The sequence below is a fragment of the Cupriavidus sp. BIC8F genome (assembly GCF_032465815.1).
Classification (GTDB): domain Bacteria; phylum Pseudomonadota; class Gammaproteobacteria; order Burkholderiales; family Burkholderiaceae; genus Cupriavidus; species Cupriavidus necator.
On record NZ_CP136094.1, the window covers coordinates 1,744,346 to 1,759,820 of the forward strand.

The 15,475-nt window shown below is 66.6% G+C and carries 16 protein-coding genes; 4 read left to right on the plus strand and 12 right to left on the minus strand.

The window, feature by feature from the left end:
• Positions 1 to 66 precede the first annotated feature (66 nt).
• The 10 genes from rapZ to RS901_RS08255 all read right to left on the minus strand — a co-directional run bounded on the left by rapZ (position 67) and on the right by RS901_RS08255 (position 8,873).
• Entirely contained in the window at positions 67 to 951 is an 885-nt protein-coding gene (gene rapZ, locus RS901_RS08210; RefSeq protein ID WP_316152767.1) for an RNase adapter RapZ, read from the minus strand.
• Between the two features lie 117 nt (positions 952 to 1,068).
• Positions 1,069 to 1,461, minus strand: coding sequence for a PsiF family protein (locus RS901_RS08215; protein WP_316152769.1), 393 nt, complete (start codon positions 1,459 to 1,461; stop codon positions 1,069 to 1,071).
• A gap of 167 nt (positions 1,462 to 1,628) precedes the next feature.
• Entirely contained in the window at positions 1,629 to 2,600 is a 972-nt protein-coding gene (gene hprK, locus RS901_RS08220) for an HPr(Ser) kinase/phosphatase (RefSeq protein ID WP_010814384.1), read from the minus strand.
• 80 nt (positions 2,601 to 2,680) lie between these two features.
• The gene (gene ptsN / locus RS901_RS08225; RefSeq protein WP_010814385.1) at positions 2,681 to 3,136 is read right to left on the minus strand and encodes a PTS IIA-like nitrogen regulatory protein PtsN; all 456 of its coding nucleotides are present in this window, start codon (positions 3,134 to 3,136) and stop codon (positions 2,681 to 2,683) included.
• A gap of 455 nt (positions 3,137 to 3,591) precedes the next feature.
• Positions 3,592 to 3,942, minus strand: coding sequence for a ribosome hibernation-promoting factor, HPF/YfiA family (gene hpf / locus RS901_RS08230; RefSeq protein WP_010814386.1), 351 nt, complete (start codon positions 3,940 to 3,942; stop codon positions 3,592 to 3,594).
• A gap of 48 nt (positions 3,943 to 3,990) precedes the next feature.
• The gene (locus RS901_RS08235) at positions 3,991 to 5,472 is read right to left on the minus strand and encodes an RNA polymerase factor sigma-54 (RefSeq protein ID WP_316152779.1); all 1,482 of its coding nucleotides are present in this window, start codon (positions 5,470 to 5,472) and stop codon (positions 3,991 to 3,993) included.
• 135 nt (positions 5,473 to 5,607) lie between these two features.
• Positions 5,608 to 6,408 (minus strand): LPS export ABC transporter ATP-binding protein, encoded by an 801-nt coding sequence (gene lptB, locus RS901_RS08240; protein ID WP_316152781.1) that lies wholly within the window; start codon positions 6,406 to 6,408, stop codon positions 5,608 to 5,610.
• 57 nt (positions 6,409 to 6,465) lie between these two features.
• Entirely contained in the window at positions 6,466 to 7,116 is a 651-nt protein-coding gene (lptA, locus tag RS901_RS08245) for a lipopolysaccharide transport periplasmic protein LptA (RefSeq protein ID WP_316152783.1), read from the minus strand.
• A 100-nt stretch (positions 7,117 to 7,216) separates the two neighbouring features.
• Positions 7,217 to 7,846 (minus strand): LPS export ABC transporter periplasmic protein LptC, encoded by a 630-nt coding sequence (lptC, locus tag RS901_RS08250; RefSeq protein ID WP_316152785.1) that lies wholly within the window; start codon positions 7,844 to 7,846, stop codon positions 7,217 to 7,219.
• Positions 7,847 to 7,889: 43 nt separating this feature from the next.
• Positions 7,890 to 8,873, minus strand: a complete 984-nt coding sequence (locus RS901_RS08255; protein WP_035822810.1) for a KpsF/GutQ family sugar-phosphate isomerase — start codon at positions 8,871 to 8,873, stop codon at positions 7,890 to 7,892.
• 141 nt (positions 8,874 to 9,014) lie between these two features.
• Here RS901_RS08255 and RS901_RS08260 point away from each other — a divergent pair, with 141 nt between their 5' ends.
• Positions 9,015 to 10,994 carry a monovalent cation:proton antiporter-2 (CPA2) family protein gene (locus RS901_RS08260; protein WP_114132151.1) on the plus strand — a complete coding sequence of 660 codons (1,980 nt, stop codon included), beginning with the start codon at positions 9,015 to 9,017 and terminating at the stop codon, positions 10,992 to 10,994.
• 18 nt (positions 10,995 to 11,012) lie between these two features.
• Here the strand turns inward: RS901_RS08260 and RS901_RS08265 are convergent, their stop codons facing one another.
• Positions 11,013 to 11,387: a ribbon-helix-helix domain-containing protein gene (locus RS901_RS08265; RefSeq protein WP_010814393.1), complete on the minus strand. Its 375-nt coding sequence runs from the start codon at positions 11,385 to 11,387 to the stop codon at positions 11,013 to 11,015.
• A gap of 101 nt (positions 11,388 to 11,488) precedes the next feature.
• Positions 11,489 to 12,067 carry a DJ-1/PfpI family protein gene (locus RS901_RS08270; RefSeq protein WP_316152789.1) on the minus strand — a complete coding sequence of 193 codons (579 nt, stop codon included), beginning with the start codon at positions 12,065 to 12,067 and terminating at the stop codon, positions 11,489 to 11,491.
• 216 nt (positions 12,068 to 12,283) lie between these two features.
• Between RS901_RS08270 and RS901_RS08275 the strand changes: the two genes are divergently transcribed.
• The 3 genes from RS901_RS08275 to RS901_RS08285 all read left to right on the plus strand — a co-directional run bounded on the left by RS901_RS08275 (position 12,284) and on the right by RS901_RS08285 (position 15,467).
• Positions 12,284 to 12,856, plus strand: a complete 573-nt coding sequence (locus RS901_RS08275; protein WP_316152791.1) for an adenine phosphoribosyltransferase — start codon at positions 12,284 to 12,286, stop codon at positions 12,854 to 12,856.
• A gap of 43 nt (positions 12,857 to 12,899) precedes the next feature.
• Positions 12,900 to 13,511, plus strand: coding sequence for a LysE family translocator (locus RS901_RS08280; RefSeq protein WP_035822654.1), 612 nt, complete (start codon positions 12,900 to 12,902; stop codon positions 13,509 to 13,511).
• 276 nt (positions 13,512 to 13,787) lie between these two features.
• The gene (locus tag RS901_RS08285; protein WP_316152796.1) at positions 13,788 to 15,467 is read left to right on the plus strand and encodes a Na/Pi cotransporter family protein; all 1,680 of its coding nucleotides are present in this window, start codon (positions 13,788 to 13,790) and stop codon (positions 15,465 to 15,467) included.
• Positions 15,468 to 15,475 lie beyond the last annotated feature (8 nt).

Below are 15,475 nucleotides of genomic sequence, written 5' to 3' on the forward strand. Positions count from 1 at the left end.
GCAATGGGCCAGCCGGCCAACGCGGCGCGCAGATGCCAGTGATGCCAGTGGGCAGTCCCGCCTGCGTCAGCCCGCCGGTGCGAGCTCTCGGTGTCTCACCAGCACATTACCATGCGCCCGGAAGTAGTTGGCAAGCCTTTCCGCAATATAGACCGAGCGATGCTGGCCGCCGGTGCAGCCGATCGCCACGGTCAGGTAGCTGCGGTTGTCGGCAATGAAACTTGGCAGCCACTTTTCCACATAGGCGCGGATATCCTCGGCCATTGCCAGCACCATTGGCTGGGCCTGCAGGAAGTCGATCACCGGCGTGTCGCGCCCCGTCAGCGGGCGCAAGGCCAGGTCGTAATAGGGGTTGGGCAGCGAGCGCACGTCGAACACCATGTCCGCATCGCTGGGCACGCCGTGCTTGAAGCCGAACGACTCGAACAGCAGCGTCAGCCGCTGGCTGTCGTCGCGGATCAGCTCCTTGATCCAGCTGCGCAGCGTATTGGTGCGCACATTGCTGGTGTCGATGCGGTGCGCGGCCTCGGCCAGCGGGCTCAGCAGCGCGCGCTCCATCTCGATCGCTTCCATCAGCGCGGTGTCGTTGAAGGCCGGTTCACCGCCCTGGCCCGGCATGCCGTCGGTACGCACCGACAGCGGGTGGCGCCGGCGCGTCTCGGAGTAGCGCTGCACCAGTGCGTCGGTGCTGGCGGTCAGGAACACCACTTCGACCTGGTGCTCCGCGGCCAGCGCGCGCACGGTGTCGGGCAGCTGGTCGAGCGACTCGCGGCTGCGGATGTCAGTGGCGACGCCCAGGTGCGTATAGCCCTGGCTGTCGAGGTAGCGGGTCAGTTCCGGGATGAACTGAGCCGGCAGGTTGTCCACGCAGTAGTAGCCTGCGTCTTCGAGCACGTTCAGCGCGACGGACTTGCCGGAACCGGATATGCCGGTGATGAGGATGATGCGCATAGCAACTGAAGCATAGCATCACGTGATGAAGGCGTCATGACACCACGCGCAAAGCAAGCATGGCGAACCTCGCGGTTCGCCATGCTTTTGTCGTCAGGTTGCGGCGCTGGCTGCGGCTCAGGCTGCCTTGGACAGGCATTCCTTCATGTAGGCCTTGTATTCGTCGCCCTTCTTGCCCTTGCCCGACTTGCTGCAGGAGGCCATTTTCTCTTGCTGGGTCTTGGACGCGCCCTTGGACAGGCATTCCTTCATGAACGCCTTGCGTTCGTCGCCCTTCTTGCCGGCGGCTTCCGTATTGCAGGCCTTCATCTTGTCCTGCTGGGCGTTGGCTGCGGGCTTGTCCGGGGTAGCCGGGGTGGCGGGCGTGGCAGGCATGGCCGGCGTTGCCGGAGCCGTGGCCGCTGGCTTGGCTGGCGTGGCGGGGGTTGCCGGCGTGGCGGTGGTCTGTGCAAAAGCGCTGGCGGCGATCATCGGGGTGACCAGCGCGCACATCGCGATCAGTTTCTTCATGCTTGCTCTCCTGGCTGTGGAAAACTTCATGGCCGCGCGCCATTGCCGGCGTTGCAGCTTCCGTAACGGGCGCGATGCCCATTACAGCACAAAACGGAGCATGCCTGAAGAACGTTGACGTTCTGCGTCAACGCCGTTGTAAGCAAATGAAAACGCTGGCGCTCAGCTCAGAGCAGGCGGCCCTGGCCGCGCGAAACCGCATCGGCCTGCATCGCGGCGCGCTGCCGGTCCATGAAGTCGCGCAGCGTATCGATGCCGCGCAGGCGCAGGATGGTGTTGCGCACCGCGGCCTCGACCAGCACGGCCAGGTTGCGCCCGGCCGCCACCTGAATCTTGACCATGTGGATCGGCAGGCCCAGCACGTCCAGATATTGTGAATCGAGCGGCAGGCGCTCGAACTCGCCGTCGTTGCGGCGCACCAACTGCACCACCAGCTTGATCTTCATCTTCCGGCGCACCGCGGTCTCACCGAAGATGGTCTTGATGTCGAGCAGGCCCAGGCCGCGGACTTCAAGCAGGTTCTGCAGCAGCGGCGGGCAGCGGCCTTCGATGAAATCCGGCCCCAGGCGCACGAAGTCCACGGCATCATCGGCCACCAGCCCGTGGCCGCGCGAGATCAGTTCCAGGCCCAGTTCGCTCTTGCCCAGGCCCGATTCGCCCATGATCAGCACGCCCATGCCCAGGATGTCGAGGAATACCCCGTGCATGGTCACGCGCGGAGCGGAGATGCGCGACAGGTACAGGCGCAGGTGGTCGATCACCGCGGCCGACGACACCGGCGTGGTGAACAGCGGCGTGGACGAGCGCGTGCAGCGCAGTTCCAGGTCGGGCGGCGGCTCCATGCCGTCGGCGATCACCAGGAAGGGCGGCTCGAGCAGGATCAGCTCGCCCATCTGGCGCTTGCGGGTCTCGTCGTCCAGTCGCTGGTAATAAGTGATCTCGGGCTTGCCGAGCACCTGGATGCGGTTGGGGTGGATCAGGTTCAGGTGGCCCACCAGGTCGGCGGCGGAGGTGGCTTCGCGGGCGAACTCCACGTCGAAGGCGCGGTCCGCGCCTTCCAGGCCGGCCACCCACGAGAGTTTGATGTCGGCTGCGTTGTCGTCGAAGATGGACTGGGAAGTGACGCCGGTGAGTTCCATGCGGTATGACTGGTGGGGCGGTTTGCGAAGCGCCTGGCGCCTGCCCGGTCTGGTGCCGGCCCGCTTGGGGGATCAGGGGATCAGGGATGCCATGCAATCAGCAGCTGATGGACGGCATCGGGCGTGGGCAGCGTGGCCAGTCCTTCGCGCATGTCGCGGTCGGAAAGCAGTTGCGCGATTTCTGACAGGATTTCCAGGTGCTGCTGCGTAGCCTGTTCGGGCACCAGCAGGAAGATCAGCAGCGATACCGGCTTGCCATCCGGCGATTCGAACGGAATCGGCTCGGCCAGGCGCATGAAGGCGGCCAGCGGCTGCTTCAGGCCTTTGATGCGGCCGTGCGGGATCGCTACGCCGGCGCCCAGGCCGGTGGATCCCAGCGACTCGCGCGCGAACAGGTTGTCCGTCACGATGGCGCGCGCCACACCATGGTTGTTCTCGAAGAGGAGCCCGGCCTGCTCGAACACACGCTTCTTGCTGGTGACGCTGACGTCGAGGGTGATGTTGCCGGGTGGCAGCAATTTGGCCAAACGATTCATGGGCGATGCGCAGGATTTCAGTTAGCGGGCAGATCGTTCCGCCGGGCAGTGGGCTGGCTCCGGGCTGCCGTTGGCCTGGCCGGAGGCGTCCGGCCCATTATAGAGCAGCGACTACCCCCGTATTGTGCAGCGCAGCGGGGCAAGCCGGTGCAGAACGATACATGGTGATGCAATCATGCCTCCGGGCCGGGAGCCGGCGCACCGATGCGGGGCGCGGCCTGGATTCCCTCTCTTTGTATGGCGCAGCATACACCTTGGCGCAGCGCTTGCGAACACTCTTGCCCATTCGGGTGAAAAGCGTTGGCTCCGGCGCCACAGCCGGGCCGCACCGCCAGTGCTGGCGCGGCATCCCGGCGCCAGCCCGGAACGCAAGGGCGCAAAAAAGCCGCGCTTCGTTGCGCGGCTTGCCTGTTCAATCCTGATTCAGCAGCCCGCTGCGGGGCTGCCGGGCACGGTCATTGCTGCATTTGCGCTGCGGCCATCTGGTACTTGACCGCTTCGCGGTCGTGGCCTTGCACGCGATCCTTGTAGCGGATCACCTGACGGTCCAGCTTGTCGACGAGTGCGTCGATCGCTGCATATAGGTCTTCGTGATGCGCCTCGACAAAGATGTCCTTGCCCTTGAGATGTAGATTGATTTCCGCGTACTGACGCCGGTCCTTTTCCTTGTGGTTGTCGACAGAGAGCAGCACGCTAACGCCAATGACCTGATCGAAATGCCTGACGATTCGCTCCAGCTTCGTTTCCACGTACTCACGCAGAGGGGGCGTGATGTCCAGGTGGTGTCCACTGATCTTGAAGTTCATAGCGCTTCTCCTTCTGAAAGAGCCTCACCAGGCAGGCGGTGGGCTCGGCTACAAAGACTTGCGGAGATTGACTGCGGGGATCTTCAGGGCTTCGCGATACTTGGCAACAGTGCGGCGCGCAACAACAAAGCCTTGCTCACCCAGCAGTTCGGCAATGCGACTGTCGGAAAGGGGATTCCTCGGGTCTTCGGCTCCTATCAGTTGCTTGATCAAGGCGCGGATGGCCGTTGATGAAGCCGCGCCACCGGTTTCGGTGGACACGTGGCTGCCGAAGAAGTACTTCAGTTCGAAAGTACCCATCGGCGTTGCCATGTATTTATTGGTCGTCACCCGGGAGATGGTTGACTCGTGTAAACCCAGTGTATCGGCAATCTCCCGCAAAACCAAGGGGCGCATGGCGATTTCGCCGTGACTGAAAAAGTTCTTTTGACGCTCGACAATGGCCTGCGAGACACGCAGGATTGTGTCGAACCTTTGCTGGATGTTCTTGATCAGCCAGCGCGCCTCCTGCAGCTTCTGCTGCAGCCCGGCCGTGCCGGACTCACCCTTCGCGCCACGCAGGATTTGCGCATACATATCGTTGATGCGCAGCCTCGGCATCACATCCGGATTGAGCTGCGCGATCCAGCCGCCGCCGCTCTTGCGCACGAACACGTCCGGCACCACAAAGTCGGCCTCCGGGCGGCTGTACGCATGGCCGGGGTAGGGCGCCAGCGAGCGGATCAGTTCGTGAGCGGACTTCAGTGCCCCTTCATCGACCTGCAGCGCCTTCTTCAGCCGTGTGTAGTCGCGTACTGCGAGCAACTCCAGGTGGTTGGTGACGATGTCCAGCGCCAATTCGCGCTGCGGGTGCGTCAGGCGCCGCAACTGCAGGGCCAGGCACTCGGCGGCGTTGCGCGCACCCACGCCGGGCGGGTCGAAGCTCTGCAGCAGCGTGAGGATGGCGTGGACTTCGTCGATCTCGAATTCGAGTTCTTCCGGCAACTCCGTGCAGATCTCCTCAAGCGACGCGCTCAGGTAGCCATCGTCGTCGAGCGATTCGATCAGGAAGATGGCCAGGCCCTTGTCGCGCGCCGAGATCTTCAGCGGCGTGAGCTGCTCCATCAGGTACTCGCGCAGCGTGGGCTCGGCTTCGCGCAGCTGCATCGGCGTTTTTTCGTCCTCGTCGCCCTGGGGGCGGCGGGCAAAGTCGTCCAGGCTCCAGTCGCCGCTGCCATAGTCGTCGCCGTTGCCGCTGTCGCCATAGCTGTCGTCGTCACCCGCGCCGTCGGCGCGGGCCTCGCCATTGCCCTGGGGCTCTGCCGGGGCGGGCGCCGGTGCGCTCTGCAGGTTGACCGAGCCGTCCGCCGCCACGCGCAGCGGGCTTTCGATCCAGTCGTTCTCGCGCTCGAGCAGCGGGTTTTCCGTCAGCGCCTGTTCGACCTCTTGCTGCAGTTCCAGCGTGGAGAGCTGCAGCAGCCGGATCGACTGCTGCAGTTGCGGGGTCAGGGCCAGATGCTGGGAAAGACGGAGCTGTAGCGACGGTTTCATGCGACCTATTCTATGCGCATCTTTCCGTTGTTGGAACGGAAATTGCTATCGCTTTTGCGGTCCGATCGCCGCTGGCTGTGGGAGGGCCCACGCGCGCCCGCGAAGAGGCCTGCCGCTCGCGGGCAGGCCGCTAAATCACATGCGGAAGTTCTCGCCCAGGTAGACGCGCCGCACTGCGTCATTGGCGATGATTTCCTCGGGCTGGCCCGCGGCCAGCACCGTGCCTTCGCTGATGATGTAGGCATGGTCGCAGATGCCGAGCGTCTCGCGCACGTTGTGGTCGGTGATCAGCACGCCGATATTGCGTGCCTTGAGGAAGCTGACGATGCGCTGGATCTCGCCCACGGCGATCGGGTCCACACCGGCGAAGGGTTCGTCCAGCAGGATGAAGCGCGGCGACGACGCCAGCGCGCGCGCGATTTCCACGCGGCGGCGCTCGCCGCCCGACAGCGACAGCGCCGGGTTGTTGCGCAGGTGCGCGATCTGCAGGTCGTCGAGCAGCGAATCCAAACGGCGCTCGATCTCGGCCTTGGGCAGCGGCTTGCCGTTGTTCACCTGAAGCTCCAGCACCGCGCGGATGTTCTCTTCGACGTTGAGCTTGCGGAACACCGAGGCTTCCTGCGGCAGGTACGACAGCCCCATGCGCGCGCGCTCGTGGATCGGCAGGCCGCTGATGTGGTCGCCGTCGAGCACGATATCGCCTTCGTCCAGCGCCACCAGGCCCACGATCATGTAGAAGGACGTGGTCTTGCCCGCGCCGTTGGGCCCGAGCAGGCCGACCACCTCGCCGCTCTTCACGTCGAGCGAGACGTCCTTGACCACCGTGCGCGAGCCATAGCGCTTCTTCAGGTGGCGCACGACCAGCGTGCTGCCCCCGGGAAGGATGGAGGAGGCTTCGACGGAAGGCTTGTCGGCGATGGTTGCGGTATCGGTCATTGGCACAGTCTGGCGTTCAGGCGTCTCTGGCGCGGGCAGGCAAGCCGGCGCCAGGCGTCAGGGTTTGTTGGCAGGCGCAGGCGCCGGCTTCAGGTCCAGCGGCGAGCCGCCGTTGCCCGTGGCACCGGCCTTCTGGTCCTGGCGCGGCGACAGCACCGCGCGCACGCGGCCGGACGAATTGGCGGCCGCGGCGTCGCCACTGCCGCCGCCGGCGGCCGTGTAGAACTCCTTGCGGCTGTCGTAGGTCAGCACCGCGCCGCGGATTTCGTCGACCTGCTTGGCGCCCTGCAGGCGCGCCATGCGGGCATTGCCGATCAGCTTGGAGTACTCCTGCTTGCCGTCGTACTCGATGCGGTCGCCCCAGCCGTCGATGTATTCGTCGACGCCTTCACGCTTCTGCCGGATGTAGGCCTGCTTGCCCGGCTTGGCGGTGGCCACCGCGAACTGGTAGCCCTCGGGGTCGGTGCGCAGTTCGGCGGCGTCGGACTTCAGGATCATGGTGCCCTTGGTCAGCACCACGTTGCCGGTCAGCGTATAGATCTGCTTGACGTCGTCGTAGCTGGCGTTGTCCGCCTCCAGCACCATCGGCTTGTCGCGGTCCGCGCGCTCGGCCAGGGCGGGCTGGGCCAGCAGGCCGATGGCCATGGCCAGGGCGAGCAGGGCCGGGGCGGTGCGTCGACGGGACGATGTCGTCAGGGAAGCAGTCATGTTGGCAGGGGTTGCTTGAGGGCGTCTGGGTACGTTGGTGCGGGTTGGTGCGGACCGGCTGCGCATGCCGGCACTGCGTGCGCGGCCCCCGGGCCGGGGCTCAGGACCCCGGCGCGCGGCCCGGGGTCGGCCCGGTGATGATGGTGCCGCGTACATTGCCGAGCAATTGTACTTCGCGCGTGACGTTGTTGAAGATCAGGCCGTTGGCGGTCATCACCGACGGGCCGCGCGTCAGCTTGACCGGCTTGTCGGTCTTGACGATGTCGTCATTGACCCGCAGCTGGAAATAACTGGATGCGGCGGTCAGCTGCGGGTCCTTGGACACGTCCGCGCCCTGCTGGCGCATGACGAAGCCGTTGCCGTACAGGTCGATCACCGAGCCCTCGGCGTTCATGCGGCCCATATCGGCGCGGGCGGTGACCGGCGGGCGGTCCGGCTCGTACGCGCGCATGGCGGGCCGGGTCACCTCGTAGGTCTGGTCGTCCTCGAAATGGACCATGCGATCGCCGGTGAAGCGGATCTTGGTGCTGCCGTCCGGCGCCAGCTCGGTGGCCGAGAAGCGGTCCATGAAGTAATCAGGCTCATGCTTCTTGGTGTTTTGCGCGGCCAGGTCTTCCTTGGGGGAGTTGATCTGGACCAGCCAGAACGTGCTGCCCGCCACGAAGGCCATCAGCAGCAGCGGCAGCAGCCGCATGACGATGCCGCTGAGGGAGGCGAGGAGTGCCTGCATGGTGTCCTTGGCGTTGTGCCGGTTGTGCCGGGCCCGCGCCCGCTCAGATGACCTTGGCGCGGGTCAGGTCGTGGATATGCAGCGCGCCGGTCAGGCGGCCGTCGTCATCCACCACCAGCAGCTGGTTGATGCGGTTGGCTTCCATCACCTGCACCGCTTCGACGGCGAGCTGGTTCTCGTTGACCACGTGCGGGTTGCGGTGCATGACCTCGCCGATGGGCACGGTCTTCCAGTCGCGCGGGGTTTCCAGCAGGCGGCGCAGGTCGCCGTCGGTGAAGACGCCAATGGCGTGTCCGTCCGGGTCCACCACGGCGGTCATGGCCATGCCCTTGCGGGTGATTTCCATCAGCGCCTGGGCCAGCGGCGTGTTTTCACGCACCTCGGGCACGGCGTTGCCGGTGCGCATCACGTCGCGCACATGGGTCAGCAGCTTGCGTCCGAGCGCGCCGCCGGGGTGCGAGCGGGCGAAGTCTTCCTCGCCAAAGCCGCGCGCATCCAGCACCGCCACCGCCAGCGCATCGCCCAGCGCCAGCGCCGCGGTGGTGCTGGCCGTTGGCGCCAGGTTCAGCGGGCAGGCTTCTTTCTCGACCGCCGCGTCCAGGTGGACGTCGGCCAGCTTGGCCAGGTTGGAGTCGGGGTTGCCGGTGACCGAGATCAGCCGCGCGCCGATGCGCTTGACGATCGGGATGATCGACAGCAGCTCGCCGGTCTCGCCAGAATTGGAGAAGGCGATCAGCACGTCGTCGCGCGTGACCATGCCCAGGTCGCCGTGGCTGGCTTCGGCCGGGTGCACAAAGAACGCCGGCGTGCCGGTAGAGGCCAGCGTGGCCGCGACCTTGCGTCCGATATGGCCGGACTTGCCGATGCCCGAGACGACCACGCGCCCGGTGCATTGCAGGATCAGCAGCACGGCACGGGCAAAGTCGCCGTTCAGGCGTCCGGAAAGTGCGGAAACCGCATCGGCTTCGGTCTGGAGAGTGTCGCGGGCGAGCCTGAGTGCTCGATCCGCATCGAAATTGGCTATCATGGCGACGAAGTATACCAACGAATGCGATGGCGCCTGGCCCGACCCATGGCGCACGTCGTGCTTGCCGTGCTCGCCGTATTTTGCCGGCAGGGTGCCCGTGCCGGGTCGGACGCGCGCCTGGCCGGTCACCCAGACCGCCTGATGCATTCTCCGCTGGAACTGACCCTGGTGCTGCTGGCCGCTGCCGTCTTCGGCGTGGTCGCATTCCGCATGCTGCAGCTGCCGCCGATGCTGGGCTACCTGGCCGTCGGCATCCTGATCGGCCCGCATGCGCTGGGGCTGGCCAGCGACACCGCGCAGACCAAGTACCTGGCCGAATTCGGCGTGGTCTTCCTGATGTTCTCGATCGGGCTGGAGTTCAACCTGACCAAGCTGCGCTCGATGAAGCGGCTGGTGTTCGGCCTGGGCGGCTCGCAGGTGGTGCTGTCGATGCTGGCGGTGGTGCCGGCCAGCTGGGCTTTCAACTGGCTGTTCCCGCTGTCCTGGCAGGCATCGGTGGCGCTGGGCGGGGCCCTGGCGATGTCTTCCACCGCGATCGTCTCCAAGATGCTGTCCGAGCGCATGGAGCTGGAAAGCGAGCAGGGCCGCAATATCATCAGCATCCTGCTGTTCCAGGATCTGGCGGTGGTGCCGCTGCTGATCGTGATCCCGGCACTGTCGCGCGATCCGGGCGACCTGATGGTGGCGCTGGGCCTGGCCACGGTCAAGATCGTGGTGGCCCTGGGCGCCATCTTCTTCCTGGGCCAGCGCCTGATGAGCCGCTGGTTTCACGTGGTGGCGGCGCGCCGTTCGCAGGAACTGTTCATGCTGAACCTGCTGCTGGTGACGCTGGGCATGGCGGCGCTGACCGAGCGGCTGGGCCTGTCGATGGCGCTGGGCGCCTTCATGGCGGGCATGCTGATCTCCGAGACGCCCTACCGCCACCAGGTGGAAGAGGACATCAAGCCGTTCCGCGACGTGCTGCTGGGGCTATTCTTCGTCACCATCGGCATGCTGCTCAATATCCGCGTGGTGCTGGACCACGTGTGGCTGGTGCTGGCGCTGCTGGTGGTGCCGGTGCTGTTCAAGCTGGTGCTGATCGCGGTGCTGGCGCGGGTCTTCGGCTCGCGCCAGGGGGTGGCCATCCGCACCGGGCTGGGGCTGGCGCAGGCCGGCGAATTCGGTTTCGTGCTGCTGAACCAGATCGACGGCCTGAACCTGGTCGACCCGGTGCTGATCCAGGTGATCCTGGCGTCGATGCTGCTGTCGATGCTGGCCGCGCCATTCCTGATCCAGTACAGCGACGCCATCGTGCTGCGCTTTACCGCCAACGAATGGCTGATGCAGTCGCTGAACATGACCCGCATCGCCGCGCAGAGCCTGCAGACCGAGAAGCACGCCATCATCTGCGGCTTTGGCCGCAGCGGGCAGAACCTGGCGCACATGCTCGAGCGCGAGGGCATCAACTACGTGGCGCTGGATCTGGATCCCGACCGCGTGCGCGAGGCTGCCGCGGCCGGCGATACCGTGGTCTACGGCGACGCCGGCCGGCGCGAGGCGCTGATCGCCGCCGGCATCCACCGGGCGGCCGCCCTGATCGTCACCTATGCCAACACCCCATCGGCGCTCAAGGTGCTGCACCACGTGCAGGAGTTGGCGCCGGCGCTGCCGGTGATCGTGCGCACGGTGGACGATTCAGAGCTCGACACGCTGCAGAAGGCCGGCGCCACCGAAGTGGTGCCTGAGATCATCGAGGGCAGCCTGATGCTGGCCTCGCACGCGCTGGTGCTGCTGGGCGTGCCGATGCGCCGGGTGGTGCGCGGCGTGCAGCAGGCGCGCGACGCGCGCTACAGCCTGCTGCGCGGCTATTTCCACGGCCGTGACGATGATGAGGACATGGTCGAGCGCGATTCGGTGCGGCTGCACTCCGTGTCGCTCGGGCCGCAATCCACTGCGGTGGGGCGGCGCCTTGGCGTGCTGGGGCTGGAGCGGATCGGCGTGGAAGTGACCGCGGTGCGCCGGCGCGGCATCCGCGCCTTCGACCCGGAGCCCGAGACCGTGCTGGAACCGGGCGATATCGTGGTGCTGCGCGGCCCGCCCGAGGCGCTGGAAGCGGCAGAGACGCGCATCCTGAACGGCTGAGCGGGGCCGCCGGATGCGTCAGTGCGGACGCGCCTCGACCCAGGATTCCGGCAGGTTGTCGAGCACGGCGCGTGCGTCCAGCGAACGGATCGGCACGCTGGCATCGGCCGGGATGCGGCCCTCGCCCTGCAGCATCAGGTAGCGCAGGCAGCACACGCGCAGGAAGGACGAGAAATTCCCCGCCACCGCCTCGCTGCCGCGATGTTCGGTCAGTTCATCGTGCAGGCGCGTGATCAGCTGGTTGACGGTCATGTCGTCGCGCCGCGCCAGTTCTTCCAGCACTTCCCAGAACAGGCTCTCCAGCCGGATGCTGGTGGCCACGCCATGCAGGCGCAGCGAGCGCGACTGGCTTTGGTAAGACGCCGGATTGGCGCGGATAAAGATTTCACACATGGATGCTCCCGTGCGGGCGGCGCGGCCGGCGGGCATGTGCACGGCTCGCCGTATGGGGCGGGCCGTGCCTTCACGCGTTGGGGCGCCGCGTGCGGAAAGCTCTAATGTACGATCCGCGTGCCCAGCACGGCAAGGAACTGCGCCAGCCAGGCCGGATGCGCGGGCCAGGCCGGGGCGGTGACGAGGTTGCCGTCGGTATGGGCCTGGTCCACGGGAATATCGGCATAGGTGCCGCCGGCCAGCTTCACCTCGGGCGCGCAGGCGGGGTAGGCGGAGCAGGTCTTGCCTTCGAGCACGCCTGCCGCGGCCAGCAGCTGGGCACCGTGGCAGACCGCGGCGATCGGCTTGTCCGCCTGGGCGAAGTGGCGCACGATCTCCAGCGCGCGCGCGTTCAGGCGCAGGTATTCCGGGGCGCGGCCGCCGGGGATGACCAGTGCGTCGTAACCGGCGGGGTCGATCTCGGCAAAGGTCGCATTGAGGGTGAAGTTGTGGCCGCGTTTCTCGGTGTAGGTCTGGTCGCCCTCGAAGTCATGGATGGCGGTGGCGCAGGCGTCGCCCGCCCGCTTGTCCGGGCAGGCCGCGTGGACGGTGTGGCCGACCATCTGCAGTGCCTGGAACGGCACCATGGTTTCGTAGTCTTCGGCGTAGTCGCCCACCAGCATCAGAATCTTCTTTGCCATCGCGGTCTCCTGTATGGTTACGGGTGTCCGGCGGGTGCCGGACGCGGCAGCCCGGCCCCTTGGCTAGCCAACCGGGCCGGCAGGGCCATTGTGCTAGCCGCCCCGATGGCGCGGGTGGTAACTGGTTACCGCGCTGGCGGCCACCCCTGCCGCGACCCACTGCGACCCATTTCTGACTGGCGCGCCACGCTGCGCGCCTACCGTTTCCAGACCCCTATGGCAGATTCCATCATCCAGTCCCCTGAGCTCGGCGACGTCACCGGCTACCTGCGCGAGCGCATCCGCACCGTGCCGGACTGGCCCATGCCGGGCGTGATGTTCCGCGACATCACCCCGCTGCTGCAGAACCCCAAGACGCTGCGCGTGCTGATCGATGTCTTTGTGCACCGCTACATGGATGCGCAGCTCGACCTGGTGGCGGGCATCGACGCGCGCGGCTTTATCTTGGGCGCGATCGTCGCGTATGAGCTGAACCTGGGCTTCGTGCCGATCCGCAAGAAGGGCAAGCTGCCGTTCCAGACCGTGGCCGAGGAGTATGAACTGGAATACGGCAGCGCCACCGTCGAGATCCATGCCGACGCCTGCAAGGCCGGCGACCGCGTGCTGCTGGTCGACGACCTGATCGCCACCGGCGGCACCATGATGGCCGGGCGCAAGCTGCTGGAGCGCCTCGGCGCGACGGTGGTGGAGGGCGCCGCCATCGTCGACCTGCCCGAACTGGGCGGCTCGAAGCTGCTGCAGGACGGCGGGCTGCCGCTGTTCACCGTGTGCAAGTTTGACGGTCACTGAGCCACGCTGACCGGCCTGCAAGATTTCCACGCAAGGAGACCCCATGCCTGACCTGCTGCTGTTCCTGCTGACTTCGATTGCCGTGACTGTGGCCCCGGGCCCCGACAACCTGCAGGTGCTGGCGCGCGGCATGGCGCAGGGCCGGCGCGCGGGGCTGGTGGCGGCACTGGGCTTTTCGGTCGGGTGCCTGTTCCACACCGTGATCGCGGCGGTGGGGCTGGCCGCGGTGCTGCGCTCCTCGCCGCTGGCGTTCCAGCTGATCAAGTACGCCGGCGCGGCCTACCTGATCTGGATCGGCATCCAGGCGCTGCGCGCAAAGGGCGGGCTGGCGCAGGGCGGTGATGTCGATGCGGTGCCGCTGGGGCGCGTGTTCCGCCAGAGCGTGCTTGGCAACATCATGAATCCCAAGGTGACGCTGTTCTTCCTGGTGTTCCTGCCGCAGTTCGTGCGCGCCGATGCCGCGCACCCGGGGCTGCAGTTCCTGCTGCTGGGCGTGGTCTTCATGCTGCAGACGGCGGTGGTGTTCTCGCTGTTCGGGCTGTGCGCGGGCTGGCTGGGCGCCTGGCTGCGCCGCCGCCCGGCCACCGGCCGCTGGCTGGACCGCGCCGCCGGGGCGATCTTCGTCGGTCTGGGGATCAAGGTCGCGCTGCCCTGAGCGCCCGTCGGCTGGCGCGCACCCGGGCGCTCGTTGCGGCATGCTTTGCCGGTGTTGCCCGTTGCCCGTTGCCCGTTGCCCGTTGCCCGTTGCCCGTTGCCCATTGCCCATTGCCCATTGCCCATTGCCCATTGCCCATTGCCCATTGCCCCCGCACGCCGCACCCATGCCGTTGCCGCTGTCGGGTGACGGGCGCATAATGCCCCATTGACAACTACACGATGACCGGGCCGAGCCTCCAGGGTTTTGTCGGCACTGGTCACACAAAGGCGCACAATGGGCGTACTCCTTCACCTGCTATCAGGCGTTGCCCTGCTCGTCTGGGGCACCAACATCGTCAAGGTCGGCATCCTGCGCGTCTACGGCGCGAACCTGCGCCATGTCCTGTCGACCAGCGTCTCCAACCGCTTCACCGCCTTCCTCGCCGGGCTCGGCGTCACCGGCCTGGTCCAGAGCAGCAACGCCACCGCGGTCATCGTCAGCTCCTTCGTCGGGCAGGGCCTGATCGCCGTGGCGCCGGCGCTGGCGATCATGCTCGGCGCCAACGTCGGCACCGCGCTGATGGTGCAGGTGTTCTCGCTGGACCTGTCCTGGCTGTCGCCGCTGCTGATCTTTATCGGCGTGATCTGCCACCTGACCTGGAAGGGCAGCAGGCCCGGCCACGTCGGCCGCGTGCTGATCGGCCTGGGGCTGATCACGCTGGCGCTGGAACTGATCTCCATCGCCACCCGTCCCGTGGTGGAGGCCGCCGGCGTCAAGGTGCTGTTCGCCTCGCTGACCGGCGACTCGGGGCTGGACATGCTGGTCGGCGCCTTCCTGACCATCCTGTGCTATTCCAGCCTGGCCGTGGTGCTGTTCTGCGGCGCGCTGGCCTCGGCTGGCGTGGTGTCGATCCACGTGGCGCTGGCGCTGGTGCTGGGCGCCAACCTGGGCTCGGGCATCTCGGCGCTGCTGACCACCTCGGGCAACAACCAGCCGGGCAAGCGCGTGACGCTGGGCAACCTGTTGTCGCGCCTGCTGGGCTGCCTGGTGGCGCTGCCGCTGCTGGGCCAGGCCGAGGAGCTGCTGGCGCTGCTGGACCATGACCCGCAACGGCTGATCGTTAATTTCCACCTGCTGTTCAACGTCGCGCTGGCGGTGCTGCTGCTGGGCGCCACCGCGCCGCTGGCGCGCCTGTGCGAGAAGGTGCTGCCCGGGCGCAACACCGGCGACAGCCAGGTCACGCCGCGCCACCTCGATACGGCCGCGCTGTCCACGCCTACGCTGGCGCTGGCCAACGCCGCGCGCGAAGTGCTGCGCATCGGCGACCGCGTCGAGCAGATGCTGGACAACATGCTGCGCGTGCTGCGCACCAACGATGCCAAGCTGGCCGACGCCACCTGCCGCATCGACAACGAGGTGGACGACCTCTACACCGCGATCAAGCTCTACCTGACCCGCATCAGCCTGGAAGCGCTGGACGAGCGTGACGGCCAGCGCTGGACCGAGATCATCTCGCTCACCATCAATCTGGAACACGCGGGCGACATCATCGAGCGCATCCTGCTCGATACCAAGGACAAGAAGATCGCCCACAACCTGATGTTCTCCGAGGCGGGCATGCAGGAAATCGCCGAGATGCACGCGCGCCTGGTCGCCAACCTGCGGCTGGGCTTGTCGGTGTTTCTCAACGGCGACCTCAAGAGCGCCCAGGCGCTGATGGCCGAGAAAGCGAACTTCCGCGAGCTGGAGCGCAAGTACGCGCGCACCCATCTGCAGCGCGTGGCGGTGCAGACCGCCGAGAGCATTGAAACCAGCTCATTGCACCTCGATGTGATCAGCGAGCTCAAGCGCCTGAACTCCCTGTTCTGCGCCACCGCCTACCCGGTGCTGGAGCAGGCCGGCGTACTCAACCGCAGCCGGATGAAGGAAGACGGCCTGCCGACGGTGTCGACCGTGCAGGCAGCGCAGCACTGAGCGGCGAC